Source organism: Dyadobacter soli, assembly GCF_900101885.1.
In the GTDB taxonomy this organism is placed as follows: domain Bacteria; phylum Bacteroidota; class Bacteroidia; order Cytophagales; family Spirosomataceae; genus Dyadobacter; species Dyadobacter soli.
Genome location: NZ_FNAN01000019.1, coordinates 96,960 through 120,313, shown reverse-complemented (window position 1 = coordinate 120,313; position 23,354 = coordinate 96,960). Strand labels below are relative to the sequence as shown.

The window sequence follows — 23,354 nt, the reverse complement described above, 5'->3', positions numbered from 1 at the left end:
CTGCACTAAAAATTCCGGTTCTCAAATTTCACACGAAGTTCGCAATAGCAAAAGATTAATCAAAGGAGGTTTTAGGTTAATTATTCACCCTTAGCGACAACCATGACGATATCCTCCTTATCGATCAGCACCAGGCCGTCTGGCAAGCCTTTGGGTTTGCGTACAAATTTCTTCGGCGTCACGATCACCGGGCACAGCGAATCGTTTTTGCGCTTCGAATAAAATGCGGCAATTTCCGCCGCCCGCTCGATCACCGGCGCCGGATACTTTTTGCCGGGCTGGTTCTTAACCACCACATGCGAGCCGGTTACATCCTTGGCGTGCAGCCACAAATCCTCCTTATGGGCCTGTTTTGTCAACAAATCACTATTCTTCGCATTCCGCCCGATCAGGATCGTGTAGCCCATGAAATCGAGCCGCTTGAAAAGCTCGTCGACCGTCGGCCCGGCATTGCCCTGTTCCAGTTTATTCGTTTTAATGTAAGCCCGCATATCCCGCAGCAACTCGATGGTCTCAATGTGTGCCAGATGCTCCTGCAACCGCTTCCGGTCCGCCTCGCGCGCCGAGAGGCTGTCGTTCAGCCGATCGATTTCAATCTTCTCGTTTTTGGCCTTGCGGTAGTAACCTTCCGCATTCTTCTGCGCGGAAAGGTCTTTTTTCAATTTAATGGTAATGGGCTGATCGCGGTAGAAATCGTAGAGTTCCGCTTTCTCCGTCCGCTCGGGGATCACATGCAGATTGGCCATGATAATATTGGCCAGCTCATCGTTTTTCGTCGCATTTTCCAGGTCAACCAGCTTCTGGAAGGTATTTTCGAGATAGTTATCCGTTTGCTGAATGCGCTTTCTGAGCAACCGCACGATATCCGCCTTCTCCTTATCCAGCCCGCTCAGGCGGATGTAAGCGAGGTAGAATGCATTCAACGCCTCCACCGGGTCATGCAAAACCTGCACCACCTCGCCGGTTTCGAAAAGCGTCAGCGCGGGGATATTTTCTATTTTAGTAATGTAAAAAACAGACGATTCCATTTCCTGCAACACCTCCTGCACAACGGCCCAGCGCTCCGCCAAATCCGCTATACCCGCCAGTTTCGCCGAAAGGTATTTGTTGGCGACCTTTCCAAACGTCGGGAAAAGTGGTTCGAAGCGGCCATCATGGGCCACAAACGCTTCCCACGACTGATCTATCTCCCGATTCAGGGAGGTTACCGTCAGGCTGCGGTCGGTTGAAAGTTTGTTGTTAAAAAGCTGCGTCACCTCTCCTTCCGCATTCACCGCAATGAAATTGGAGCGGTTCCCGAAAAGCTTGAATATGAGATCCCTGCCACTTTCGAAATGTACCTGGATCGCCCGCTCGTTTTTGCAAACTTTTACAAAAGCTACCCTATCCCCTTCGAAATCGTTGAAAAGATTGACGCTATTCCGCCGCGCCCGGTCGAAGCGTTCCGGAAAGCTTAGGCAGGAGAAGCTGTTGGTTAAAGTGGCTTTGATGAAGAAGGGTTTTAACAACTGCTGACCTGTCTCCTCTTCCTGCTCCTGCAAATCGTCCCGCAAGTCCTCCGCGAAGACGATGATTAGTTCATCTTTTTGCTGGCTGAATGCTTCTACAAAGACTTTTCCCGCCAACTCGCGATCGAGCCGGGGCGCTAGTTGTTTGATGAAATGGTAATTCTGGTGCACTGTTTAATTGGGATTGTATTTGGGCAAATGTAGGGAGGATGGAGGAAGGAGGAAAGGATATTTAAAGCGTAATCGCGTAGCGATGTAATATTGGTAGCAGCACAAGTTATGGGTGGCATGTCAATCCCGTCAGGGATGTAACGACCGAAATGGCGCTACGATCCGATGATGCTGGCATGCCGAAACATCCGCATGCCCCGAATTATCTGATGATGTGCTGTTACATCCCTAACGGGATTTCTCGACTGTGCTTGCTATATTTTGCTACCGATGTTACATCGCTACGCGATTTTAGCATTCAAATGCGAGCAGCCAACATCTTAAACCCGGCACGTCCGAAAAGTCGCGGAGCGGCAGCCTGTTTGTAGAAAATGCGTTGCCATAAATTGCCTGGCTCCGGCGGAGCCTCCTGCATGTTCGTTAGGAGGCTCCGCCGGAGCCGGTAATCTTTGTGTATTGTGCGTTTGCTATAAACAGGATGGCCCTCCGGGCCGCGTTGCCGCATATCCGACCGGCCGGAGGCCTGCGAATAGGTTCTCCGAAGCGGGAGCTTCGAACTATTATTCTGCAATTGGCTCATTGAGGAGCGCCAGTGGAGAGTTTTTGGAGATTTGCGAACAAAGTATTGTAAAAACATTGTTAAGTTGTACCAACATTACTGAGCTCAGAATGGAACAGACCAAACTCAATTCCATGCAGTTGTTTATGATCAAACTATTTGAAAAACAACTGAATGCCAAGCAGGAACAGGAAATCAAAACGCTGCTTACAGATTATTTCGCGAAGCAGATAGACGATGAAGTTGACAGGATTTGGGAGGAAAAAGGACTTTCTCAGCAGGATTTGAACAGGGCTTTGGAGGAACATAAACGCACACCCTATTAGCAGCATGAATGATTTTAGTCATCGACACAAACTGCCTTCTGGTTAGCATCCCAAGACATTCCGAGACACGTTGGTTGTTCGATGCAATCCGCGCCGGTAGGTTTGAGTTTGCTATTACCACTGAAATCCTAGAAGAATATGAAGAGGTAATCGGCGATTTTTACGCTCCTTCCGTTGCAGCAAATATCGTTGAACTTTTGAGAACAGCCCGTAATTGTATCTGGGCAACCCCTCACTATCGTTGGAATCTCATTTCTGATCAGGATGACAACAAATTTGTCGATTGCGCCATTAGCTGCCAGGCAGACTACATTGTCACACATGATAGACATTTTAATGTGCTGGCAGAAACGCCCTTCCCAAAAGTTAAAACTCTGCGAATTCCCGAGCTAAAAACAATGCTAAGGGTGTAAACAATCTCTCACGACCGACCGGCCGGAGGCCTGCGAATAGGTTGTCCGAAGCGGGAGCTTCGAACGATTAAAACAAGAGAAGCTCCCCGATTTCGGAGAGCTTCTTCTGCAATACTACTACACTTAAAAACACTAGTGCACGGACGAAGTGTCGACTTTACCTTTGCCGCTCCGCGTCCATAACACAAAGGGAACACAAATCAAAAACATTACGCCCAGGTACAGGAAGACATCCATGTATGACATTACCTGCGCTTGCTTGGACACGGTGTAGTCCAGTATTTTGTAGCCGCTGTTCAGGGCCACGTCGGGCGCCATTCCTTTGGCCATAAAGCTATGCTGCAAGCCTTCGACACGCTGCTGAACGACGGGGTTATTGACGTCGAGCTTGCTGACGAGGTCGTTGCGGTGCGACATGTTCTGGCGTGCGATGAAAGTGGTGATCACCGCTACCCCGAACGAGCCGCCGAGCTGGCGCATCATACCGGTAAATGCAGCGCCCTCCCCGATCTCACGGCCCTTCAATGTCGATAATGCGAGGGTAGTAATGGGCACAAAGAGCAATCCCAGGCCAATTCCGCGGACGATAAGCATGTTAAAGAACGCGTCGCTTCCGGTATCGGGTGTCAAAATCAGGTATCCCCAGTAGCTGTATACAAAAAAGAATACCATCCCGATCGCCACCAGATACTGCTGTTTTACACCACGTTGGAGCAATTGTCCAACCACGGGCATCATCATCGCGGTAACGATGGCGGCGGGGACCATGAGCATACCCGATTGCGTCGCCGTCCAGCCCAGTGTGGCCTGGGTGTAAAGCGGGATAATGAATGTCGAGCCGTACAAGCCGAAACCGAGGATGAACGAGAGTATTGTACCGACCCTCAGGTTACCATTGGCGAGCACGCGCAGGTTCACGATCGGGTTTTTGTAGGTCCATTCCCGCCAGATAAAGAAGAAGAACGAGAAGACGCTGGTCACCGTCAGGATTGTGATGATTTCGTCATTGAACCAATCTTCTTCCTGACCTTTTTCCAACACATATTGCAATGAGCTCACGGCTACGGCAAGGAAGATAATGCCCCACCAATCGATTTCGTTGGCCGCTTTTTTGTTCGCAAACTTGGGACTTCTTACAAATTCCATAGTCAGCATCGCGGCAATAATACCGAGCGGAATGTTAATGTAGAAAATGTAAGGCCAGCTGTAATTATCTACAATATAACCACCCAGCGGCGGGCCCAATGTAGGTCCTACGATCACACCAAGGCCATAAATAGCCTGTGCGATACCGCGTTTTTCGGGTGGGTAACTTTCCGTAATGAGCGTTTGCGCCGTTACCAGCAATGCGCCACCACCAAAACCTTGTATGAGTCTGAAAAACACCAGCTCCCAGATATTGTCGGCGTTACCGCAAAGAAATGAGGCAACGGTAAATATGATGATGGAAGCGGCGAAGTAATTGCGGCGGCCAAACTGCTGCGAGAGCCAGCTGGTCATCGGTACGATGATCACGTTACCGATGGCGTAGGCGGTGATCACCCAGCTCACCTCCGACAACGTGCCGCCCAGGTTTCCGCGCATGTCGTTGAGCGCCACGTTCACGATCGTCGTATCCACGATTTCGAGCAGCGCACACAATACGGCTGTGATGGTAATGATTACCCTGCGGTAGCCGTATTCGACGAGTGATTCCTGTAATTCCATTGATTATTTGGTTTTTAGAATCAAAAATTCCGTTCGTTCGCGAACCTTAGTTCAGCTCCACGTCCACGAACACGTTCATGCCCGGGCGCAGCTGCGCGATTTTGTTGTCGTCGGCTTTGGTAAACTCGATGCGTACCGGCAGACGTTGTACCACTTTCACGAAGTTACCGCTCGCATTATCGGGAGGCAGCAGGGCAAAGCGCGCACCTGTGGCTGGCGAGAACGACGCTACCTGTGCTTCGAACTCGTGCTCCGGATAAGCGTCCACGTGGATTTTAACTTTCTGACCCAGCTTCATTTTAGTCAGCTGTGTTTCCTTGAAGTTCGCGGTAACCCATGGCTTGTGGGTGGAGATAATGCTGAACAGCGACTGTCCGGCTTGCAGGTATTGGCCCAATTGCGCATTCACTTTGGATACGCGTCCGTCGGTCGGTGCGGTGATCACGGTGTAGGACAGGTTCAGTTCCGCATTCGCGATTTCCGCCTGACGAACCTTGATATTCGCATTCGCTACGGCAGATTGTACTGAGGTAGCTCTGGTTTGACGACCGGCTGCTTTTGCCTGACGTTCGGCAGCACCTTTTTGCGCTTCCAATACCGCCAATGCACGTTCTGCTTTTTGTTTTGTCGCTTGCGCCTGTTCAAATTCCTGTTGGGTGATCGAATGGTCCTTGATCAGATTTTCATAACGGGCGAAATCCTGGTTGGCTCTCCATACGTTCACTTTCGCTTCTTCGATCTGCGCCGCTACCACTGCAATGTTTGCTTCGTAAGTAATGCCGCTGGCCGCCGATGCATTGGTCGTTTCGTGTGCGACAGTCAGGCTGCCTTCCGAACCTAACAAGCCCGCTTTCGCCCGTTCGAGTTTGATAACCTGGTCGCGGTTGTCGAGTACGATGAGCGTATCGCCTTTTTTAACGGTCTGGTTATCTTTTACCCGAATCTCGGTCACATAACCTGAAATTCTTGGGATTACCGGGCTGATATCCGAATCGATCTGCGCGTCGTCGGTTTCTTCGTGATGTTGTCCGTGGTTATATTTTGTAAAACCCCAGGTGCCGCCGCCAATAATGAGCACGGCCAGGATAATGAGGAAGCGGTTATTTTTCTTTTTAGGTGCTTCTTCGGTGGTGTTTTTCGTTTCCATATTCAATTTTGAATGATCCGCCGTGGAACGGGGAATTAGTGAATGACTGAATGATTGACCGGGTCGCCGGTGCGATGATTGAATATTTTTGGGAGAATGGAGGAGGGAGGAAAGGGAGGAGGGATTTTTTAACCTGAGGATTCCCTTCCTCCGTTCCTCCATCCTCCCTTTCCTCCCTAATTAATTACGCCTGCTGTTTGCTCTAACTTCTTATACGCTACTACCGCATCGGCTTTCGCGGCTTCGTAGTCGATGCGCGATTGCACCTGAGCCACATCCGCATCGAGCAGCTCGGTGGTGGTTACCAGGCTGTTATCGTATTTATTTTTGGTAATGCGATAGTTCTCGTTGGCCTGATCCACTGCTTTCGCGTACACATCGATCTTGCGCTTGCTCAGCACGTAGTTGTAATAGGCGGTGTTTACTTCCAGATGGATTTTATCGAGAATAATCTGCTCGTTGGTTTTCAACTGGTAAGCCTTCGTGCGTGCCTGTGCGATCTTTGCACCTGATTTCCAGAGCGATGCGACGTCGTATTTAAAACCGATGCCTGCATTTACCGCATTAGGAACGGTAACTACACCCGGGATACTCAATGCGACGTAACCCGCTGAAAGTGCTACACTTGGATACAGATCTGCTTTCGCTACTTTGATGTCGCTATCGGCTGCTTTCTGGCGGATTCCGTTCGCGGCAAAATCCTTCCGGTGCGACAGCGCCGTTTGTTCCCATTCGGCTGCATTACCTTCTTCTTTCAATAGGGCAAAGCTGCTGGAATCGGCTTCGAGCACGGTTTCTTCCGGCAAGCCGAGCAGCAGGTTCATGTTGATGGTGGTAATTTTCAAATCGTTCTGCGCATTCAGCAACGCCAGTTCCACATTCGACTCCTGTAATTTGGCTTTCATCAGGTCGTTGCGGGCAAGCATTCCGTTCTTTTCGCGATTCGTAAATTCCTGTACGCGCTCACGCTCACTGGTAAGGTTTTCGGCTACCAGGTCGACGGCCTTTTTAGCTTTATAAAGGTTACCATAGGCGGCCACGGTGTTTTGAACTACGGCTTCGCGGTCGTTGTCGGCGTCCAGCTTAGCGGCTTGCTCGACATATTTGGCCGATTCGAGGCCGTATTTGAACCGGAAACCCGAAAACAACGGCAGCGATGCGCTCGCCATTCCGTACATCGCCTGATGTACATTCGGCATGCCGCCCGAATTGCCGGTACTGTCGCTACCTTCCTGCTTGATTTTGAGGTTCACATTGGGCGAGTTCACCCGCAGGTACGAACCCGAAACGCTCAGGCTCGGCAGCTGGTTTTCTTTCACCTGACGGATACCCAAACCTGCCAGGTCGATGTTGCTCTGGCTCAGTTTCAATTGCTTGCTGTTTTGCAGGCTCATGGTAATGGCCTCTTCCAGCTTGATCGTGCGTGCGCTTTGTGCGTACGAATGGCCGGCCACAGCAATCCAGACGATCCCGGCTGCCAGACTGACCATTCTTCTAATTCTGGATGTGGTGTTCATTGGTTATTGTTGATTTGAATAAGTTCTTAAGATGTTGGCTCAACTCGCCACGGAGATGCGTCTGAAATTCCTCCTCGCTCAGGTGGCCGAGGTCGTTGATTATCTTGTAAAAATCCTGGGAGGCAAGTGCGTAATTCACTGTACCATAAAGTGTTGTAGTCACCAGGCTCACATTAATATCCTTCTTGAAATCCCCAGCCTCCTGCCCTTCGCGGATCATCCTTCTGATCAGTTCCACATTCCGCAGTTTCAACCCGCGTATATATTCCGTGATCACAGGCGTACGCTCCGACGACAGTTGCTCGCGCAGCATAATGTTGTGAAAGCATTGGTTGCCCATCAGCCGGTCGATCACACTATCGATAAAGACATTGAATTTTTGAAGAGCGGAAAGCTCGCTGGCCATCACCAGTGTTTCGAGCCGGGAGCTCGACTCCGTCATGCGTAGCTGGAAAAGCGCCTCGATCAGCTTTTCCTTCGAACCGAAATAGTAGGATATCATCGAGACGTTCACATCCGCTTCCTGAGCGATATCCCTCACCGAAGTACCGGCAAAACCTTTCTGTGAAAACAGCCGCTCTGCCACTTCTATTATCTGCAATTGTTTCGCGTTGTATTCCATTTAAGTAGGTCATTAACAAGGGATATTTTTCTTCTTTTTGCTAATGACAATACAAAGGTAACCGGCTTTAAAGTAAAAATCAAACGATCGTTTGATTTAGTTAAACAAACGTTTGATTATTAGAAGCAAATATTGGATTAATACCATTAAAGTTTTTTAATCTTATCATTAAAAAACAATTAATAGTTGATTATCAATCAGATAAACACATAACAATGCAACCAGGCAGCTCAATGCAACCCGCTTTTATCATACCAGGAAATTGAGATTTTACTTTATACGCCCCGGGTTTTCGCTCACGAATGCACCCCAGCCGCCCTTCTTGGCCTTTTTGGAACCGGTAGTGCCCGTGGAAGCCGGTGAATTGGCGTGGTACTGATGGCAGATCGCGATCGCGATGCCGTCGGTCGCATCCATGAACTCGCGGCTGAGCTCCATTTTGAGGATCTTTTCGAGCATATAGGCCACCTGCTCTTTAGAAGCATTACCGCTGCCGGTAACGGATTGTTTTACTTTCTTAGGAGAGTACTCTACGATCGGAATGTTGCGGGCCAGCGCGGCAGCCATGGCCACGCCCTGCGCACGGCCGAGTTTGAGCATAGACTGGGCATTTTTACCATAAAACGGATCTTCAATGGCCATTTCATCGGGCAGGTAATCTTCGATCAGCTGGGTGAGGCGTTCAAAGATTTTCTTCAACTTCAACTCGTGCGTACTATATTTGCTCAAATGAATCACCCCGTACTGCACCAGCGAAATCTGCTGTCCTTTGACCGATATCACCCCGTAACCCATCACCTGCGTGCCGGGGTCGACCCCAATAATGACCTTTTCCGAAACCTCCGTTTTTAACATGGTGCAAGATAAGGAACTCTCCATTCCAAAGCCAAAAAGCAATCAGGCAAAGCTGCTCTGGGTAGTCAAACTCGTGGTGACGGCACTGGTACTGAGTTACATTTACCGCACATTCCGGAATGAACAAAAGGGCATTGGAGACATAGGTAGCGTTTTCGGAACGATATGGTCCGTGCAGAATGCGCCGGTGTTTGCAGTAATGCTTTTGCTCGTACCCATTAACTGGGCGCTGGAAAGCCTCAAATGGCAGAAACTCATCTCACGCATTATCCCGCTTTCCTTCCGCGACGCCATGCGCGGCACGCTCACGGGCCTGGCGGTAGGCGTGGCCGTTCCCGCGCAGCTGGGCGATACGCTCGGGCGCGTGGCCGCATTGAAGTCCGACCGCCGGCTGGAAGCGATCGGCGCGGCGCTTATTTCAAATGGTATCCAGTTTTATGTTTCAGTGCTCGCAGGCTCGTGCGGCTGGATTTACCTGAACGACCAGCTCGCTATCCCCGAAACAGCGCGGTCGGTGGTGAATTGCATATTAATCGCGATTGTCTTTCTGGGCCCTGCATTGCTCCCGTTCCGAAAGCAAATCGACAAATGGGAACCTTCGCGTCCGATTTTTGTAAAAATAAAGGGATATTTAAATGTCATAGGGAGCTATACGCCGTCGGAACTGGCTACGGGCACAGGTTACGGGCTGCTGCGTTACTTTGTTTTTCTTTCCCAATTTGTACTCGCATTGTCGCTGTTTGACTTTCAGGTGAGCGTCTTGCAGCTCGCAGCTTGCGTTACATTGATTTTTCTGGCCAAAACATTGATACCGGCAATCAACGTCCTGGGCGACCTGGGCTTGCGCGAATTTACGGCACTCGTGGTATTCGCCCCGTTCAAACTTCCTGCCGAGCAGATCATCGCCGCAACGTTCCTGATCTGGATACTGAATGTCGTGGGCCCGATCCTGGTCGGGATTTTCCTCGTTTGGAAATATAAATGGAAGAAATCCCGATGAGCGGCGCTGCATTTAACTCCTGGATCGCACTGGTTATCTGGATACTGCTGGGCAGTTATGCCGTCTTTACCTTCGCGTTGACTTTCCTATGGGCCAGAATCCGTAAGCCTGCGGCAACAATGAGCATTCCCGCGGACTTTTTGATCACCGTCATCATACCTGTCCGGAATGAAGCCGAAAACATCGTTGCCCTGCTCGAAGATCTCGACCGCCAGACCTTGCCCACCGCCCATTTCGAAGTACTGGTCATGGACGACAGTTCCACCGACAATACCGCCGACATCGTGCGTGCGTTCTCAGCAAATGCAAAGGCACGGATAAAACTCACTCCCCTCCCCGACGAACGCACCTCAGCGCCCAAAAAGCGGGCGATCGAAACGGCCATGACGCTTGCAATGGGCAAGCTCATCGTCACCACCGATGGCGACTGCCGCGCGCAAGCCGGCTGGCTGCACGCGATCGCGACGTGCTACCTGCATACAGGCGCGAAGCTCATCAGTTCGCCAGTCACATTCACGGAAGAAGCCAGCCTCACCGACCATTTGCAAACCGTCGAATTCGCAAGCCTGATCGGCAGTGGGGCGGCTTCGATGTCGGCAGGCTACCCTTCCATGTGCAACGGCGCGAACCTCGCTTACGAGAAGGCCACTTTCCTGGAAGTGAATGGTTACGATGGCGTACGGCACATTGCCTCCGGCGATGACGAGTTCCTCATGCACAAGGTCGCCGCACGGCACCCCGGCTCGGTACGGTTTCTCCGCCACCGCGACGCCATCATCCGAACCGCCCCGCACCGGAACTGGGCCAGTTTTTACCGCCAGCGGAAACGTTGGGCCAGCAAATGGAAACATTACCAGAACAAAACCCCGCTCGTCCTCGCGGTTTACATTTTCGCGAGCAATTTTTCTGCGCTGCTCGCGGGAGGGCTTGCATTAACGGGGAGCATTTCCGCATTTGCTTTTTGGGGCATGCTGGCTTTGAAATGCATTCCCGAATGGTTTTTCCTGGGTTCGGTTCTTAATTTCCTGGAAAAACGAAAGTCGCTCATATTCATCCCGGTAACCCAGATATTTTACTCGCTCTACGTCTGCTTTTTCGGATTGGCTGCCCAGAAGGGGCAATATGAATGGAAAGGGAGGAAGCTTTCGTGAAATATGACTGCCATATAAAAAAGCTGCCAGCAAAATGCCGGCAGCTTTAAGTTTCACATAACGCTATATAAGATCAATTCATTCTACTTTTTGAGCACCTTGGCGGAATGCTTTCCCTCTGCATTTACCACATTCACAATATACATTCCTTGCGCCAAAGCTTGAACATTAACTTTGATTTCTGTTTGAGCGGTCGCCGGCATTGCCTGGTAAACCTGCTTTCCTCCTAGTGTGAATATTTCGATTTTTTTCACCGGCGAGAAACTTTTGACATTCATTTCGTCCTGGGTCGGATTTGGAAAGAAGTCCACTGCCAACCGGGCATCGCAGGTTCCGGCTTGCACGCTGCGGACTGCGCTGTACTCGAATGTCTCGTCGGTATCTACCTGTTTCAGACGATAATAGTAGGTCTTTACAGGTACTGACTCTGATGAAAAAGGTGTGTCGTTGAAACTATATGTGGCCTTGATGGCGTCGTAATCGATCCGGGCAACGGCATTGTAAGTCTTTGCATCTGACGAGCGTTCGACCTCGAAATGCGAGAAATTTTTGGCTTCGGTTACCTTCCATTTCAGTTCCGCATTGCAATTTACATTTTGTACAGCAAAATATGCTAATGTTACCGGTAAAGCTGTTGCAGGAGGAGGCGATGTGTAACAGGTTGAGGTTGACGCAGGATAGGTGATGTTTACCACGGTCGACGGGTTTACAGTCACCCGGATGGTTGCGCCATCGGTACGCAACGAGCCGTAACGATCGCTCGGGTCCTCTACCCATTTGCTGTTTTCCTGCTTAAATCCAGGCCACGCAACGCCATTTCCATTGATATCCACCGCAGCACCGGGAAAAAGAAGGCTGCCTGTAAGCGGCAGGCCGCTGTCTTCCTGGATCACTTTTCCTTCCGAATTGATCCATTCGATTTTTGCCGTCTGGCCGGCGACATCGTAGTTTGGAGTGACATTATAATCCAGCCAGGCCGCATTTTTCACACATTTCGAAGATGCGGCAGCGTCGATTTTCTTTTCAACCGGTTCCGGGATCGATGGGAGGAACGGCCAGAAATGTACTTCGTCGCTTTTGTGTACAAAGCTTTTTGCGATGATTTGTCCGTTGATATTTCCGTTGTTCTCTTTCACCACATCGGCTTGCGGCGCGAAAATGGTACCGCTGATCTGCGCATTTCCGCCTAATGTCAGGCCTTTGGTCGCATCCGGGAAGTTATAGATTACGTAGCTGCCCTGAGGATCTGACAATCCGCCGAAACCGGGGAAGTTGATTTTGTTACCGCCCGTCTGTCCACAGAATGTAGGAAAATCTACGATATTGATAATCAGCGCAAAGTTATTATTCGGTGAAGTTTGTCCCAGTTGCGGGCCTTGCGGAATGCCTTCGATGTTTGAGTTTCCGATTTTATTCCAAACGGCAGCCGAAACGGTCAGAACGTTGATTTTGTTGGGATCGACGATGATTTTAGGGTTGTTGCCGATCACGCTGGGATCCAGGTACGGTCCCATTTTGGCCGATTCGACGATATTACCGTTCTGATCGCGGATGGGGAGGTTGTCCGCCATTTCTTTCAGCTGGTTCGACCGTTTAATAAATGTCGTGAACGCACCGTCGATATCGATCTGGTCTGCGCCCGTTCCGAACACATTTTCACAAACCGGATTAACCAACTCACTAACGCTGGGCGACCAGGTATTGATGTTCGCATTGATCGTGATATTAGGTGTTTCCCAATACTGCTTGTTGTCTTCGGTAATGCGGATGGTTGAAGCTGCATTGTTATTATCCTTGTACCAGACTTTCAGGTTTGTGCCTGATGTGCTGGAAGGGTTGCAGTTACCGATTTTCACGTAGTTGTTACCATTTACCGTGAGGCTTCCACTATTGAGCTTGACCGCCCCGCGAACCGCCAGACCGATCGATGCATTGTTTACGAAAAACACACCGTGCTGATTGTTGAAGCTGATCTGGTATTGATTCGTAGTTACATTCCCACCGACTGCAATCGGGCCTTCGGTTTCGTTGGTTTGCAATGTTGCATCACCTCTAAGGAATATATTGAAACGCCGTGCAGCAGCGGTAGGGCTTTGCGCGGATACTTGATTTGCGATTAACAAAAAGAGTACTAACAGATTTAAGAGGAGAGGTTTGGCAGACATAATGTTGAGTCGTTTTATTTTCTTGCTCAACGAAATTAGACCACCCGTTTCGATCCGTTATTTTTTTTGTGACCACCCCGGGGTTGTTTGGGGTAATATCAACGTTTTCGGGGGTGACAACCTGCCAAAAAATTGCACTAATCGAAGATAATACACACGCATCGACAAAATAGTATTAAGCCTTGCCAAACGTTTTTAATATCAAATTAAGCGCATTAGTTCTACATAAATACCTTAAAAACGCCCAGTATTTCTAGAATTCCGTATTTTACAAACCGTAAAATATTCGATTTCTGCCTTTTAACCTCATTTTAACAACTATAACATTTTCAAGACGCTTTTCAGCACCTATCACAAAGAAGCCGGGCACAGGTCCCGGCTTGTCCAATTATTTGTAAAGGCTTCGTCTACCCTATTTATAGCTCGATCGCTTTTTCAATTCCTTTAATTCGTTCTGCATTTCCTGCAACATGCGCATCAGTTGTTGCATATCCGTCTGCGGCTCGGGAAGTGCCTTACTATGGAAGCTGTAATATTCCCAGAGCTCTATCACCTCCCCGATCGGCACCGTGTAGGCGAAGTATTGTTTATTGAATGATTGAAGCAGCATCGTACCTGCCTCCTGATGAATGGTAACCTGCTTGAATACGAAATCCTGGTCGCCTTTCAGGATCACAATGCAGGGTGTCTCCGGCTTCACGGTCGTCCAGTCCTGCACGTAGCGGGTGATGATATCCGCACCTTCGGGTACCGGCAGCATGGAATCGCCGACGGTCGGGAACATCCGGAACGTTCCGTTTTTAGGCACGGTAGGCAGGTTGAAGCGCGGTAATGTGGCCAGGAACTCCGGGTCGGCGTAACCGGAGCGGTATCCTGCCCGCGCCTGCACGGGTACGTATTCGATGTTCTCCTTATCTTCCTTATCAACCGTAATGGCCAGCACGCGGATCTGGTCGCCTTTCATGAACAGCTCGCTGCCTTCTTCCAGGTCTTTCAGTTTCTGGTCGGAAAGCTTGCTCAGCTCTATTTTAAGAAGGCTGTCGATACTCATCCGGAAATACTCCGAGAAATTGATCAGGTCGTCGACCGTTGGATTGGCCGTCCGGCCGCTTTCGATCGCATTGAGCTTCACCCTGCTGATCCCGAGCTTTTCCGCCAGCGCTTCCTGGCTAAGTTTCTGACGCAAACGGAGGAACTTGATATTGACAGACCAGAAAATTTCCTGCGCACCCATGAGTTGATATTTTTAAAATCAGACATAAGATATTATCAATACCAAAAGTAGCAGCAATTTTTATTTTTCCTACAAAAAAGTGCACAAATAATTTTGTTTAACTATTTTTGAAAAAGATTAAACAAAAAAATGTCGACTTATTCGATACGGGACCTCGAACGCATTACCAGCACCAGGGCGCATACAATCCGCATCTGGGAGCAGCGTTATGGCCTGCTCGAACCGGAGCGTACCGACACCAACATCCGCTTTTACAACGACGACCACGTCAAGAAACTCCTCAATGTGTGCACGTTACTGAACCGCGGGATGAAAATCTCGCATATTAGCCAGCTCACCAACGTGCAGATCAGGGAAGAGATCGACCGCATTATCGCCGAGTCATTGCATACCGACCAGCACGTGGAGGCGTGGATCAATCAGGCGGTGATCGCCATTGCCGCCTACGATGCGCCAACGTTCCATCGAATGTTCGCCGACGCCGTCCAGCGTCTGGGCATCGTCGCTACGTACGAAAGAATCCTTTATCCCCTACTCGTGCGCACAGGCCTGATGTGGACGAAAGACGCATTACTGCCTGCGCAGGAGCACTTTTTATCGAACCTGATCCGCCAGAAACTGTTTGCCGCAATAGACGCGCTGCCAGTACCCGAAGCCGGCGAACAGCAATGGCTGCTTTTCCTGCACGAAGGCGAGGAGCATGAAATCGGCTTGCTTTTCGCCTATTACCTGCTCGTACGTGCAGGCCGGCACGCGGTGTACCTGGGCTCGCGCGTACCTTATGCGGACCTGCAAGCCGCGGCGTCCGACATTACGCCTACACACATTTATACCTTTTTCGTAGCCAACCAGCCCGAACATCGGGCGCAGGAACTACTCGGCCAGCTTGCGCAGGATTTTCCAAACTGCCGGATTTGCTTTTCAGGCGGCGTAGACCGCCCGGATAATACCCCGCATATCAGTCAAATCGAGTCCATAGAACAAATGTTTGAAATCATCGGAACGGATGCCGGACACACCCATTCATAATATTGCAGGTAAAAAGTCGGTCGGCATTATCGGTGCCGGCTTTGCGGGCATGGCGGCGGGCGCTATCCTTGCCGGCGAGGGGCATGACGTCACCGTCTTTGAGAAAAACGATACGATCGGCGGCCGTGCGCGGACTTTTTCTGAAAAGGGTTTCACTTTTGACATGGGCCCGAGCTGGTACTGGATGCCTGATGTGTACGAACGCTTTTTCGAACGGTTCGGACGCAGCACAGCGGACTTGTACCAGCTTCGCCAGCTCGACCCGGGTTTCGCAGTCATTTTTGAAGATAATGCAGCCATCGACATTCCCGCCGATTTCGAGGAGCTATGCCTTTTATTTGAACAAATAGAAACCGGCGCCGCAGAGAAGCTCCGCCGGTTCATCGCCGACGGGGAGTTCAAATACCGCGTGGGAATGGATGACATGGTGTATAAACCGGGCCATTCCATTACCGAATTCCTGAGCCTCCGGCTTTTCGGTCAGGCATTGCAGTTGCAGCTTTTCAGTTCGTTCAGCAAACACGCGCGGCGGTTTTTTAAGGATCAGCGGTTGCTCGCATTGATCGAGTTTCCCGTGCTTTTCCTGGGCGCAATGCCCAGGGACACGCCTGCATTGTACAGTCTGATGAACTACTCGGGCCTCAAACAGGGCACTTTCTACCCAATGGGCGGGTTCGGGAAAGTGGCCGATACGTTTCAATACATTGCCCGGCAAGCGGGTGTGCAGTTCCGCACCTCCCAGGCGGTCGAAAAACTGGAAACTGCTGGCGGGCGCGTAAAGCATATCCATACGGCGGGGCGTTCGGTGCAGATTGACGCCGTGATCGGCAGCGCGGATTACCGGCATATCGAGCAGGCGCTGCTGACGCCCGGGGAGAGGCAGTACGAGGACAGTTACTGGCAGGAACGCACTTTCGCACCTTCTTGCCTGCTATTTTACCTCGGCGTCGACAAGCGCATTGCGAAGCTACGCCACCATAACCTTTTCTTCGACCAGGATTTCGGGCTGCATTCGGAGGAGATCTATAAGGATAAAAAATGGCCTACTGCGCCGCTTTTTTACGTCTGCTGCCCGTCGGTTACCGATCCGTCCGTAGCGCCGGAGGGGCATGAAAACCTGTTTGTTCTCATGCCCATTGCCACCGGGCTGCCCGACCCGGAGCCTATCCGCGAGCATTATTACCAATTACTGATGGACCGGCTCGAAAAATTCGCCGGCGAAACGATCCGCGACCGGGTGGTTTTCAAGAGAAGTTACTGTGTTTCCGATTTCAAAAACGACTACAATGCTTACCAGGGCAATGCATATGGGCTGGCCAACACGCTCCGCCAGACGGCCATTTTCAAGCCCAAACTAAAAAGTCCGAAAGTAAATAACCTGTTTTTCGCCGGCCAGCTCACCGTTCCGGGCCCAGGCGTTCCCCCCGCGATCATTTCCGGCACCATTGCCGCCCATGAAGTTCTCAAATACCTAAACAGCCAGTTATGAAGAGTCTTTTTGATGAATTATCGGCATCGTGCAGCAAGAAAACGACGCAGTTGTACAGCACCTCGTTTTCGCTGGGCATTTACTTCCTGAAACCCTCGCTGCACCGGGCGATCTACGGCATTTACGGGTTTGTACGGCTCGCCGACGAGATCGTGGACAGCTTTCATGGCTACGACCAGGAGGTAATGATGGCGCGCATCCGCAAGGAAACACAGGAAGCCATTCATGAGGAGATCAGTATCAACCCGATTTTGAACAGTTTCCAGCACGTGGTGCATGCCTACGCGATCGAATGGGAGCTTATCGATACGTTTTTGAAGAGTATGGAAATGGACCTGCTCAAAAAGGAACACACGCAGGACAGCTATCAGGAATATGTGCTCGGCTCGGCGGAGGTGGTGGGCCTGATGTGCCTGCGTGTTTTTTCAGAAAACGATACTGCATTATATGATTCATTGAAACCTTACGCCATGAAACTCGGCGCGGCTTTTCAGAAAGTGAATTTCCTGCGGGACCTGAAAGCCGATTATCAGACGCTCGGCCGCACTTATTTTCCGGGCGTGAATTTCAACCACTTTTCTTACGCCGATAAAGCGGAGATCCAACGCGAGATAGAGGCCGATTTCGAAGAAGCGCTGATCGGCATTCGTCGTCTGCCAGCGAGTTCGCGCAGAGGGGTTTACCTGGCTTACTATTATTACAACAAATTATTCCTGCGGATTAAGGAAACACCGCCGGAAAAGGTAATGAATGCAAGGATACGGATCCCGGATATCGACAAGTTCGGACTGATGTTTCGCTCGCTGCTGAGGCACCAGTTTGATCTTTTATGACGTTTTTGTGTTGTAAAGGGAGAATACTCCCACAATACAAAACCTGAAACCCACCATCCTATGAACGACCAAGTTGTGCTGGTAACGGAAAACGACGAAGCCATTGGCCTGATGCCCAAGCTGGAAGCCCACGAAAAAGGAGTGCTTCACCGCGCATTTTCAGTATTTATTTTTAATTCCAAAAACGAAATGCTCCTGCAAAGGCGGGCATTCGGCAAATACCACTCGGAAGGGCTGTGGTCGAACACCTGTTGCAGCCACCCGCTCCCCGGAGAGCCCGTGCACGAGGGTGCCGTGCGGCGCCTGCGCGAGGAAATGGGTATCGAAACCGACCTGGAATTCCTCTATACCTTCCAGTACCGCGCCGATCTGGAAAACGGCCTTACGGAGAATGAATTAGACCATGTTTTCTACGGCGTTACCGACGCCATTCCGGCCATCGACCCGGCAGAGGCAAGCGAATACAAATACCTCTCCGTAGCTCAAATACAGGCCAATATCGCGCAAAACCCGCATGCTTACACCGAATGGTTCAAGATATGCATGCCCGTAATCGCCCGCAGGATCGGAAGTTAACGCAACCAAAACCTTAAAAACCAGCCTTATGCCACACTGGACACTCAACGTTCTCATTACCCTGGCCGCATTCGTGGCAATGGAATGCGTGGCCTGGCTGGCGCATAAGTACCTGATGCACGGGTTATTGTGGTCGCTCCACCACGACCACCACCAGCGCGACGACGGCGATTTTTTTGAAAAGAACGACTACTTCTTCGTCATCTTCGCCACGCCGGGCATTACCTTCCTGTGGTTTGGGCTCGAAGCGGGTTTCAATTACCTGTTCTGGATCGGGCTGGGCATTACCATTTACGGCTTCACGTATTTCGTGGTGCACGATGTATTTATCCACCAGCGGTTCAGGGTTTTCAGAAATACCGATTCGGCGTATCTGAAAGCCATCCGCCGGGCGCACAAAATGCATCACAAACACCTCGGCAAGCACGGCGGCGAATGCTTTGGAATGCTGTGGGTACCGCTGAAATATTTCCGTGAAGCCCAAAAAGCCGTCGCGAAATGAAATTGCTCTATTTGCTGGTCGACCTGGGCGCCATTTCGGTGCCATTATTGGCCTCATTTCATCCCAAAATCAGGCTCGACAAGCATTGGAAGGCACTTTGGCTGGCCATATTGATTTCGGCGGTGCCGTTTATCATCTGGGACAGTTATTTTACTAAAATCGGCGTCTGGGGCTTTACGCCGCAATACCTCACGGGCTTCGGGCTGTTCGGCCTGCCGATCGAGGAAATACTGTTTTTTATCTGCATTCCTTACGCCTGCATGTTTACCTACTATTGTTTTAGGCTCTGGAAGGGACATTTGCATTTAAATGGAACAGAAATAGTTACCTCCATATTTATAGGCCTTTGCCTCCTGCTCGGCCTGCTTGGGGCGGGACGGTACTACACATCGTCCGCGATGAGCTGGCTTGCTATTTTTCTGATCTATTTAAAATGGCAGGCCAAGCCGACATGGCTGGGGCTATTCTATTATTCGCACCAGTTTCTGCTCATTCCGTTCGTGATTGTGAACGGCATACTCACCGGTACGGGGCCTGAGAAACCGGTTGTGTGGTATAATAATGCGGAAAACCTCGGCGTACGTATCCTCACCATTCCCATTGAAGATGTCTTCTACGGAATGCTGCTCCTGCTGCTGAATGCATTTCTTTTTGAGTATTTCCTCCAAAAATCGGAAAAGAAAAAGCTTTCAGAAAACCTCCCCGTGCGTGAGCGAAACGAGCTTTGACGTGAGCCAGGGCATTTTACCGAGCATTTTTAACGCCAGATCGGTGGTGCGGCTTTTGCCGAAAAGCTTTTGTAAATGGTAGCCCGCCCTGATCCGCGTGCCGAAAGCGGCATTCCAGGTACGGTGGTAGTTTTCCAAAGCCGATTCGTAGGTCTGGTTTCCGGTAAAAAAAGGAAGTAGTTGTGCGACAAGCAATTTCGAGGCGCGCATGCCCATACTCATGCCATTGCCACAAAGCGGCGTAATGGAGCCCGCCGCATCACCCAGCAGGAAAATACCGTTTGAATCGGTTTGCTTTTTGTGGAACTGCACATTACTGATTACCAATGGCTGCGCATTTACAAAGTCGGAATTTTTGAAATAGTTTTTCAAAAAAGGGTTTCGGAATAAAACCGCGTCTTCCATTTGCTTTACGTCCTTACCATTTTGAAGCAAATTGCTTGCGGTAGTGAGGTAGCACAGGCAATGCCAGTCGCGATCCACTATGGAAATCCCGCAATACCCGTCGCTGAAATTATGCAGCTCGATTCGGTTGGCGGGAAAATCGGTTTTGATATGGTATTTAACGCCGATATAATTCTGGTTATCGGTATCGAATGCATTAGTTTCTGAAAGCTGAATGAATTGCGGCGCGTATTTCCCGTAACTTCCGCACACTACTTTGGAAGTAAAATCCCCGGCGGAAGTGCGGATATGAAAACCGTCGGCCGCATTCCCGTGCACGTCCGTAACACGACATCCCTGCATCACGCGCACGCCCTTACGCGAGGCTATTTCAAAAAGGTAATTATCGAGGCTATACCGGCTGATACCAAAACCACCCATTCCGAGCTGGTGGTTCAGCATAAATCCGCGATCGGAACTGATGCCGAGGTAATCGATTTTGGGCAATGAAAGATCAGCAAGCGGCAGTCCCAAACTTTCCAGGAAAGGCCAGCTTTCCATTGAAATATATTCTCCGCAAACCTTGTGGAACGGATATTTATTCTTTTCAAAAACCACCGTCGAAATGTCCCTGTCTGCGAGTTGAATGGCCAGACAAAGCCCCGCCAGGCCGCCGCCGATGATGGCGCATTCGAAATGTTCAGTCTGCGTTTCCATAAACGATCACTTCATGCCTGAATGCCCATTTGTTACGCACGGAAAATCGAGTGGCACCCGATTGTTGCAGTATTTCCAGCCATTCTTTCTTTTTAAAACCCCTTAACACAGAAAGCGGTGCGTCGTTTTTGACTAAGTATGATTTTGAAAAAAACCTCGTCAAAGTTTTGATCGAATAATGCGCCACCGGGTTCCTTTCCAGGTCGTTGATCACCAGGATCGCCCGGTTGCTCAACGCAAATTGCACGAGTTCAACCAATTCGGCATTGGTAAGATGATGACAGAAAAGACAAGCGTGGATGATATCGACCTTCGCCAAATGCCGGTAAGTGTTGCGGTAATCGTCGCAAATGAGCGTTACGCCGCTGTTTTTGAGATTTTCTTCGGCATACGCTATGCAATCCGCCTTCAAATCGACGCCGTAAAGCTCAATATCAAAGCCGGTTTTGCGGTTCCATGCGGCAATGCGTTTGAGCGTATCGCCTCCGCCGCAGCCGATATCGACGAGCGCATAACGCCTCCCCTTTTCCAGAATACGTTTCAATGCATTGAACGAAATGTCATAACCGCCGAGCCAGTGGTTGATAAAATCCAGCTCCCGGAGGTTTTGAAAAAGGTCCGCGGAAGGGATATCATCTGCATCGAGCAGCTCCTTTTGCAAGCTTCTATGCCTGAACATAGCGCAGCTGCATGGTTTCGATGCTCAGCCCCGGGCCAAATGCGGCCGTGAATATGCGATCGCCAGAATGTTCCGGTTTTGCTTTTTCCAATACTTCTTTCAGGACAAACAGCACCGTCGGCGACGACATATTTCCGTAATTTTTAAGGACATTATAGGTAGGACCGAGCAGACATTTGTCCAATTCCAGAGCGGACGCAAAATCATCCACAATGCGCTTTCCCCCGGGATGTACCGCCCAGTGCCGGTAATCCTCCGGTTTCAGCCCTACCGCTTTGAGCATAGGACGGATATTCTCGCGGATCAGATCGGGCACATAGGACGACAAATTCATGATAAAACCCGTCTCGGAAAGCTGCCATGCCATATCCGAATAGCCATTATGCAATACCATCGAATTGAAGCCGTCGATTTTGACCGGGTGCAAATAGCGGTCGTCGGGCTGCGACGATACCAGCAATGCGGCCGCGCCGTCGCCGAAAATCATGTTGGAGAGCAGGTAATCGTCATTATACCGCTTCTGGAAATGGATCGTACAAAGCTCGGTACACACGACGAGCACCTTTGCATTAGGTCGGCTTTTACAGATCGCATCCGCATTTTTCAATGCAAGAATGGCCGCATTGCAACCCATAAAATTGACGCTGCTGCGCTCGATTGTCGGATTTAGCTTCAACTCCCGCATCAGCTCGACGTCCAGGCCCGGCGCGAAAAGTCCCGTACAGGTGACGGTGATCAAGTGGGTAATGCTCTTTTTGATATTTTCAAAACCAGCTATTTGTCCGATGGCTTTTATCGAAAGCGCGGTCGCATATTTCTGGTAAAGCTGCATGCGCTCCGAAAGCGTCGGCTCCGGCATTAATGCGGCATTCCGGTTGAAAAACGTGAATTCTTCGGGCTTTTTATTGAAATCGGGGATTACGGAATAGCGCTTGTCGATGCCCGTTTTGCTGGCGACGATCCTGATTTTCCGGCGGGTATTCAGGTCGTCGGTCGAACGCAGGTAGAAATCGGTGAGCGTTTCCTGTGCATAACCATATTCGGGAACGGCTGTTTCAATAGAGGATAGATAACTCAATGGAATTCTGTTGATAATAATTAAAACGATGAAACAACTATTCATACAAATCGCCGCTACCCAGTTCATCCGCATGGTATTCCTGAAATTGGCCTGCCGCCGGTCTTTCCAAACCAACGTAAACCATATCCCGAACCAGATCACAATGGGGACGAAGAACACCTGGACAATGTAAAAAATCATTCCAAGCTCCCTGGTCGTAAAGTACAAATAATAAAACACATTGCAGAGCACAAACATGGCCGCCGTGAAGGCAAAAGTGCCGATATAGCCCAATTTGTAGCTCAATGTGATCACGCCGTCGCGCTGGTCCTGCTCGTGCTGGTATACCTGCGTGAGCGGGTACGCGCCTGCGATCTGGAAGGAGCAGCCCAGTAACACGAAGATATTGGCCGTGTCGAGCCGCAACGCTCCGCCCGAAATGCCGGCAATCGACATGTAATAGGTAAATGCTCCCTGAAAAATCACCACCGTCAGAAAACCGATGAAGGGGTACCTTTTCAGCCTGATCTGCCGCGAGCTATACGCCCTCGATGCGCCGATATACAGCACCATGCACAATGCGAACAATGTATTTACGAAAACGAGCGCCAGAACGGTTGCGGCGACATCCAAAAAAATGGTGAGGTAAAAGAGCTCGCGGGTGGGCAGCGGCGGCTTTTCCAGTCCGCCAATGCTGTCCTCGTCCCGGTCGACGTAGCTGTTATAGCCGTTACTGGCCGGATAAACCAGGAAATGGATGATCAGAAAACTCCACAACGCCTGCCTGTGCACCACCGTCTCGGCCTGGCTGTAAGCGAAAAGAAACAGCGGCGCGAGGAAGAATGAGAACGGGATTCTCAGGAGTTTGACAGTGTTGCGGATGGATGATGGCATGGGGCCAAGATAGCGAAAAAAGCGAGATGACCGCCGACCACTGACCGCCGACCGCCGAAAGCGTGGCATGCGGCCTGGCGGCCTGACC

At 50.4% G+C, this 23,354-nt stretch carries 21 protein-coding genes; 10 read left to right on the top strand and 11 right to left on the bottom strand.

From position 1 onward, the window contains the following. Positions 1–80: 80 nt before the first annotated feature. Positions 81–1,679 carry an NFACT RNA binding domain-containing protein gene (locus BLQ88_RS27875; protein ID WP_090156297.1) on the bottom strand — a complete coding sequence of 533 codons (1,599 nt, stop codon included), beginning with the start codon at positions 1,677–1,679 and terminating at the stop codon, positions 81–83. 669 nt (positions 1,680–2,348) lie between these two features. Between BLQ88_RS27875 and BLQ88_RS27865 the strand changes: the two genes are divergently transcribed. Both BLQ88_RS27865 and BLQ88_RS27860 read left to right on the top strand, forming a co-directional pair. Further along, entirely contained in the window at positions 2,349–2,564 is a 216-nt protein-coding gene (locus BLQ88_RS27865) for a DUF8507 family protein (protein ID WP_090156295.1), read from the top strand. 8 nt (positions 2,565–2,572) lie between these two features. After that, the gene (locus tag BLQ88_RS27860) at positions 2,573–2,977 is read left to right on the top strand and encodes a putative toxin-antitoxin system toxin component, PIN family (RefSeq protein ID WP_090156294.1); all 405 of its coding nucleotides are present in this window, start codon (positions 2,573–2,575) and stop codon (positions 2,975–2,977) included. 132 nt (positions 2,978–3,109) lie between these two features. Here the strand turns inward: BLQ88_RS27860 and BLQ88_RS27855 are convergent, their stop codons facing one another. From BLQ88_RS27855 to ruvC, 5 genes are all read right to left on the bottom strand, one after another. Continuing rightward, a complete protein-coding gene (locus BLQ88_RS27855) occupies positions 3,110–4,684 on the bottom strand; it encodes a DHA2 family efflux MFS transporter permease subunit (RefSeq protein ID WP_090156293.1) in 1,575 nt (524 codons plus the stop codon). A gap of 46 nt (positions 4,685–4,730) precedes the next feature. Continuing rightward, positions 4,731–5,831, bottom strand: coding sequence for an HlyD family secretion protein (locus BLQ88_RS27850; RefSeq protein WP_090156292.1), 1,101 nt, complete (start codon positions 5,829–5,831; stop codon positions 4,731–4,733). A 176-nt stretch (positions 5,832–6,007) separates the two neighbouring features. Further along, positions 6,008–7,348, bottom strand: a complete 1,341-nt coding sequence (locus BLQ88_RS27845) for a TolC family protein (RefSeq protein WP_229212902.1) — start codon at positions 7,346–7,348, stop codon at positions 6,008–6,010. Next, positions 7,326–7,970, bottom strand: a complete 645-nt coding sequence (locus tag BLQ88_RS27840; RefSeq protein WP_090156290.1) for a TetR/AcrR family transcriptional regulator — start codon at positions 7,968–7,970, stop codon at positions 7,326–7,328. Before BLQ88_RS27840 ends, BLQ88_RS27845 begins: the two co-directional genes overlap by 23 nt. Positions 7,971–8,240: 270 nt before the next feature. Further along, positions 8,241–8,825, bottom strand: a complete 585-nt coding sequence (gene ruvC / locus BLQ88_RS27835) for a crossover junction endodeoxyribonuclease RuvC (protein WP_090156373.1) — start codon at positions 8,823–8,825, stop codon at positions 8,241–8,243. Between ruvC and BLQ88_RS27830 the strand changes: the two genes are divergently transcribed. Both BLQ88_RS27830 and BLQ88_RS27825 read left to right on the top strand, forming a co-directional pair. Next, on the top strand, positions 8,824–9,825 hold the full coding sequence (locus tag BLQ88_RS27830) for a lysylphosphatidylglycerol synthase transmembrane domain-containing protein (RefSeq protein ID WP_229212901.1): 1,002 nt from the start codon (positions 8,824–8,826) through the stop codon (positions 9,823–9,825). The two genes, ruvC and BLQ88_RS27830, sit on opposite strands and share 2 nt — an antisense overlap. Then, positions 9,807–10,976, top strand: coding sequence for a glycosyltransferase (locus BLQ88_RS27825; protein ID WP_229212900.1), 1,170 nt, complete (start codon positions 9,807–9,809; stop codon positions 10,974–10,976). The genes BLQ88_RS27830 and BLQ88_RS27825 overlap by 19 nt, the downstream gene beginning before the upstream one ends. A gap of 83 nt (positions 10,977–11,059) precedes the next feature. Here the strand turns inward: BLQ88_RS27825 and BLQ88_RS27820 are convergent, their stop codons facing one another. Then, positions 11,060–13,099 carry a choice-of-anchor A family protein gene (locus BLQ88_RS27820; protein ID WP_229212899.1) on the bottom strand — a complete coding sequence of 680 codons (2,040 nt, stop codon included), beginning with the start codon at positions 13,097–13,099 and terminating at the stop codon, positions 11,060–11,062. Positions 13,100–13,553: 454 nt separating this feature from the next. Next, the gene (locus BLQ88_RS27815; RefSeq protein ID WP_090156287.1) at positions 13,554–14,375 is read right to left on the bottom strand and encodes an XRE family transcriptional regulator; all 822 of its coding nucleotides are present in this window, start codon (positions 14,373–14,375) and stop codon (positions 13,554–13,556) included. Between the two features lie 129 nt (positions 14,376–14,504). Between BLQ88_RS27815 and BLQ88_RS27810 the strand changes: the two genes are divergently transcribed. From BLQ88_RS27810 to BLQ88_RS27785, 6 genes are read left to right on the top strand one after another with little or no spacing between them, the layout of a single operon-like run. Continuing rightward, positions 14,505–15,404, top strand: coding sequence for a MerR family transcriptional regulator (locus BLQ88_RS27810; protein ID WP_090156286.1), 900 nt, complete (start codon positions 14,505–14,507; stop codon positions 15,402–15,404). Beyond that, complete coding sequence (gene crtID / locus BLQ88_RS27805) at positions 15,382–16,893, top strand: bifunctional phytoene desaturase/3,4-desaturase (RefSeq protein ID WP_090156285.1); 1,512 nt, start codon at positions 15,382–15,384, stop codon at positions 16,891–16,893. Before BLQ88_RS27810 ends, crtID begins: the two co-directional genes overlap by 23 nt. Then, positions 16,890–17,726, top strand: a complete 837-nt coding sequence (locus tag BLQ88_RS27800; protein ID WP_090156284.1) for a phytoene/squalene synthase family protein — start codon at positions 16,890–16,892, stop codon at positions 17,724–17,726. Before crtID ends, BLQ88_RS27800 begins: the two co-directional genes overlap by 4 nt. A 60-nt stretch (positions 17,727–17,786) precedes the next feature. Beyond that, complete coding sequence (gene idi / locus BLQ88_RS27795; RefSeq protein WP_090156283.1) at positions 17,787–18,302, top strand: isopentenyl-diphosphate Delta-isomerase; 516 nt, start codon at positions 17,787–17,789, stop codon at positions 18,300–18,302. Positions 18,303–18,330: 28 nt separating this feature from the next. Further along, complete coding sequence (locus BLQ88_RS27790) at positions 18,331–18,804, top strand: sterol desaturase family protein (RefSeq protein WP_090156282.1); 474 nt, start codon at positions 18,331–18,333, stop codon at positions 18,802–18,804. Further along, positions 18,801–19,532 carry a lycopene cyclase domain-containing protein gene (locus BLQ88_RS27785; protein ID WP_090156281.1) on the top strand — a complete coding sequence of 244 codons (732 nt, stop codon included), beginning with the start codon at positions 18,801–18,803 and terminating at the stop codon, positions 19,530–19,532. Before BLQ88_RS27790 ends, BLQ88_RS27785 begins: the two co-directional genes overlap by 4 nt. On the opposite strand, the gene BLQ88_RS27780 is transcribed toward BLQ88_RS27785, so the two are convergent. From BLQ88_RS27780 to BLQ88_RS27770, 3 genes are read right to left on the bottom strand one after another with little or no spacing between them, the layout of a single operon-like run. Beyond that, positions 19,494–20,633 (bottom strand): NAD(P)/FAD-dependent oxidoreductase, encoded by a 1,140-nt coding sequence (locus tag BLQ88_RS27780; RefSeq protein WP_090156280.1) that lies wholly within the window; start codon positions 20,631–20,633, stop codon positions 19,494–19,496. The genes BLQ88_RS27785 and BLQ88_RS27780 overlap by 39 nt on opposite strands. Next, on the bottom strand, positions 20,617–21,312 hold the full coding sequence (locus BLQ88_RS27775; protein ID WP_090156279.1) for a methyltransferase domain-containing protein: 696 nt from the start codon (positions 21,310–21,312) through the stop codon (positions 20,617–20,619). The genes BLQ88_RS27780 and BLQ88_RS27775 overlap by 17 nt, the downstream gene beginning before the upstream one ends. Next, on the bottom strand, positions 21,299–23,266 hold the full coding sequence (locus BLQ88_RS27770) for a UbiA family prenyltransferase (RefSeq protein ID WP_090156278.1): 1,968 nt from the start codon (positions 23,264–23,266) through the stop codon (positions 21,299–21,301). Before BLQ88_RS27770 ends, BLQ88_RS27775 begins: the two co-directional genes overlap by 14 nt. Positions 23,267–23,354: the final 88 nt, after the last annotated feature.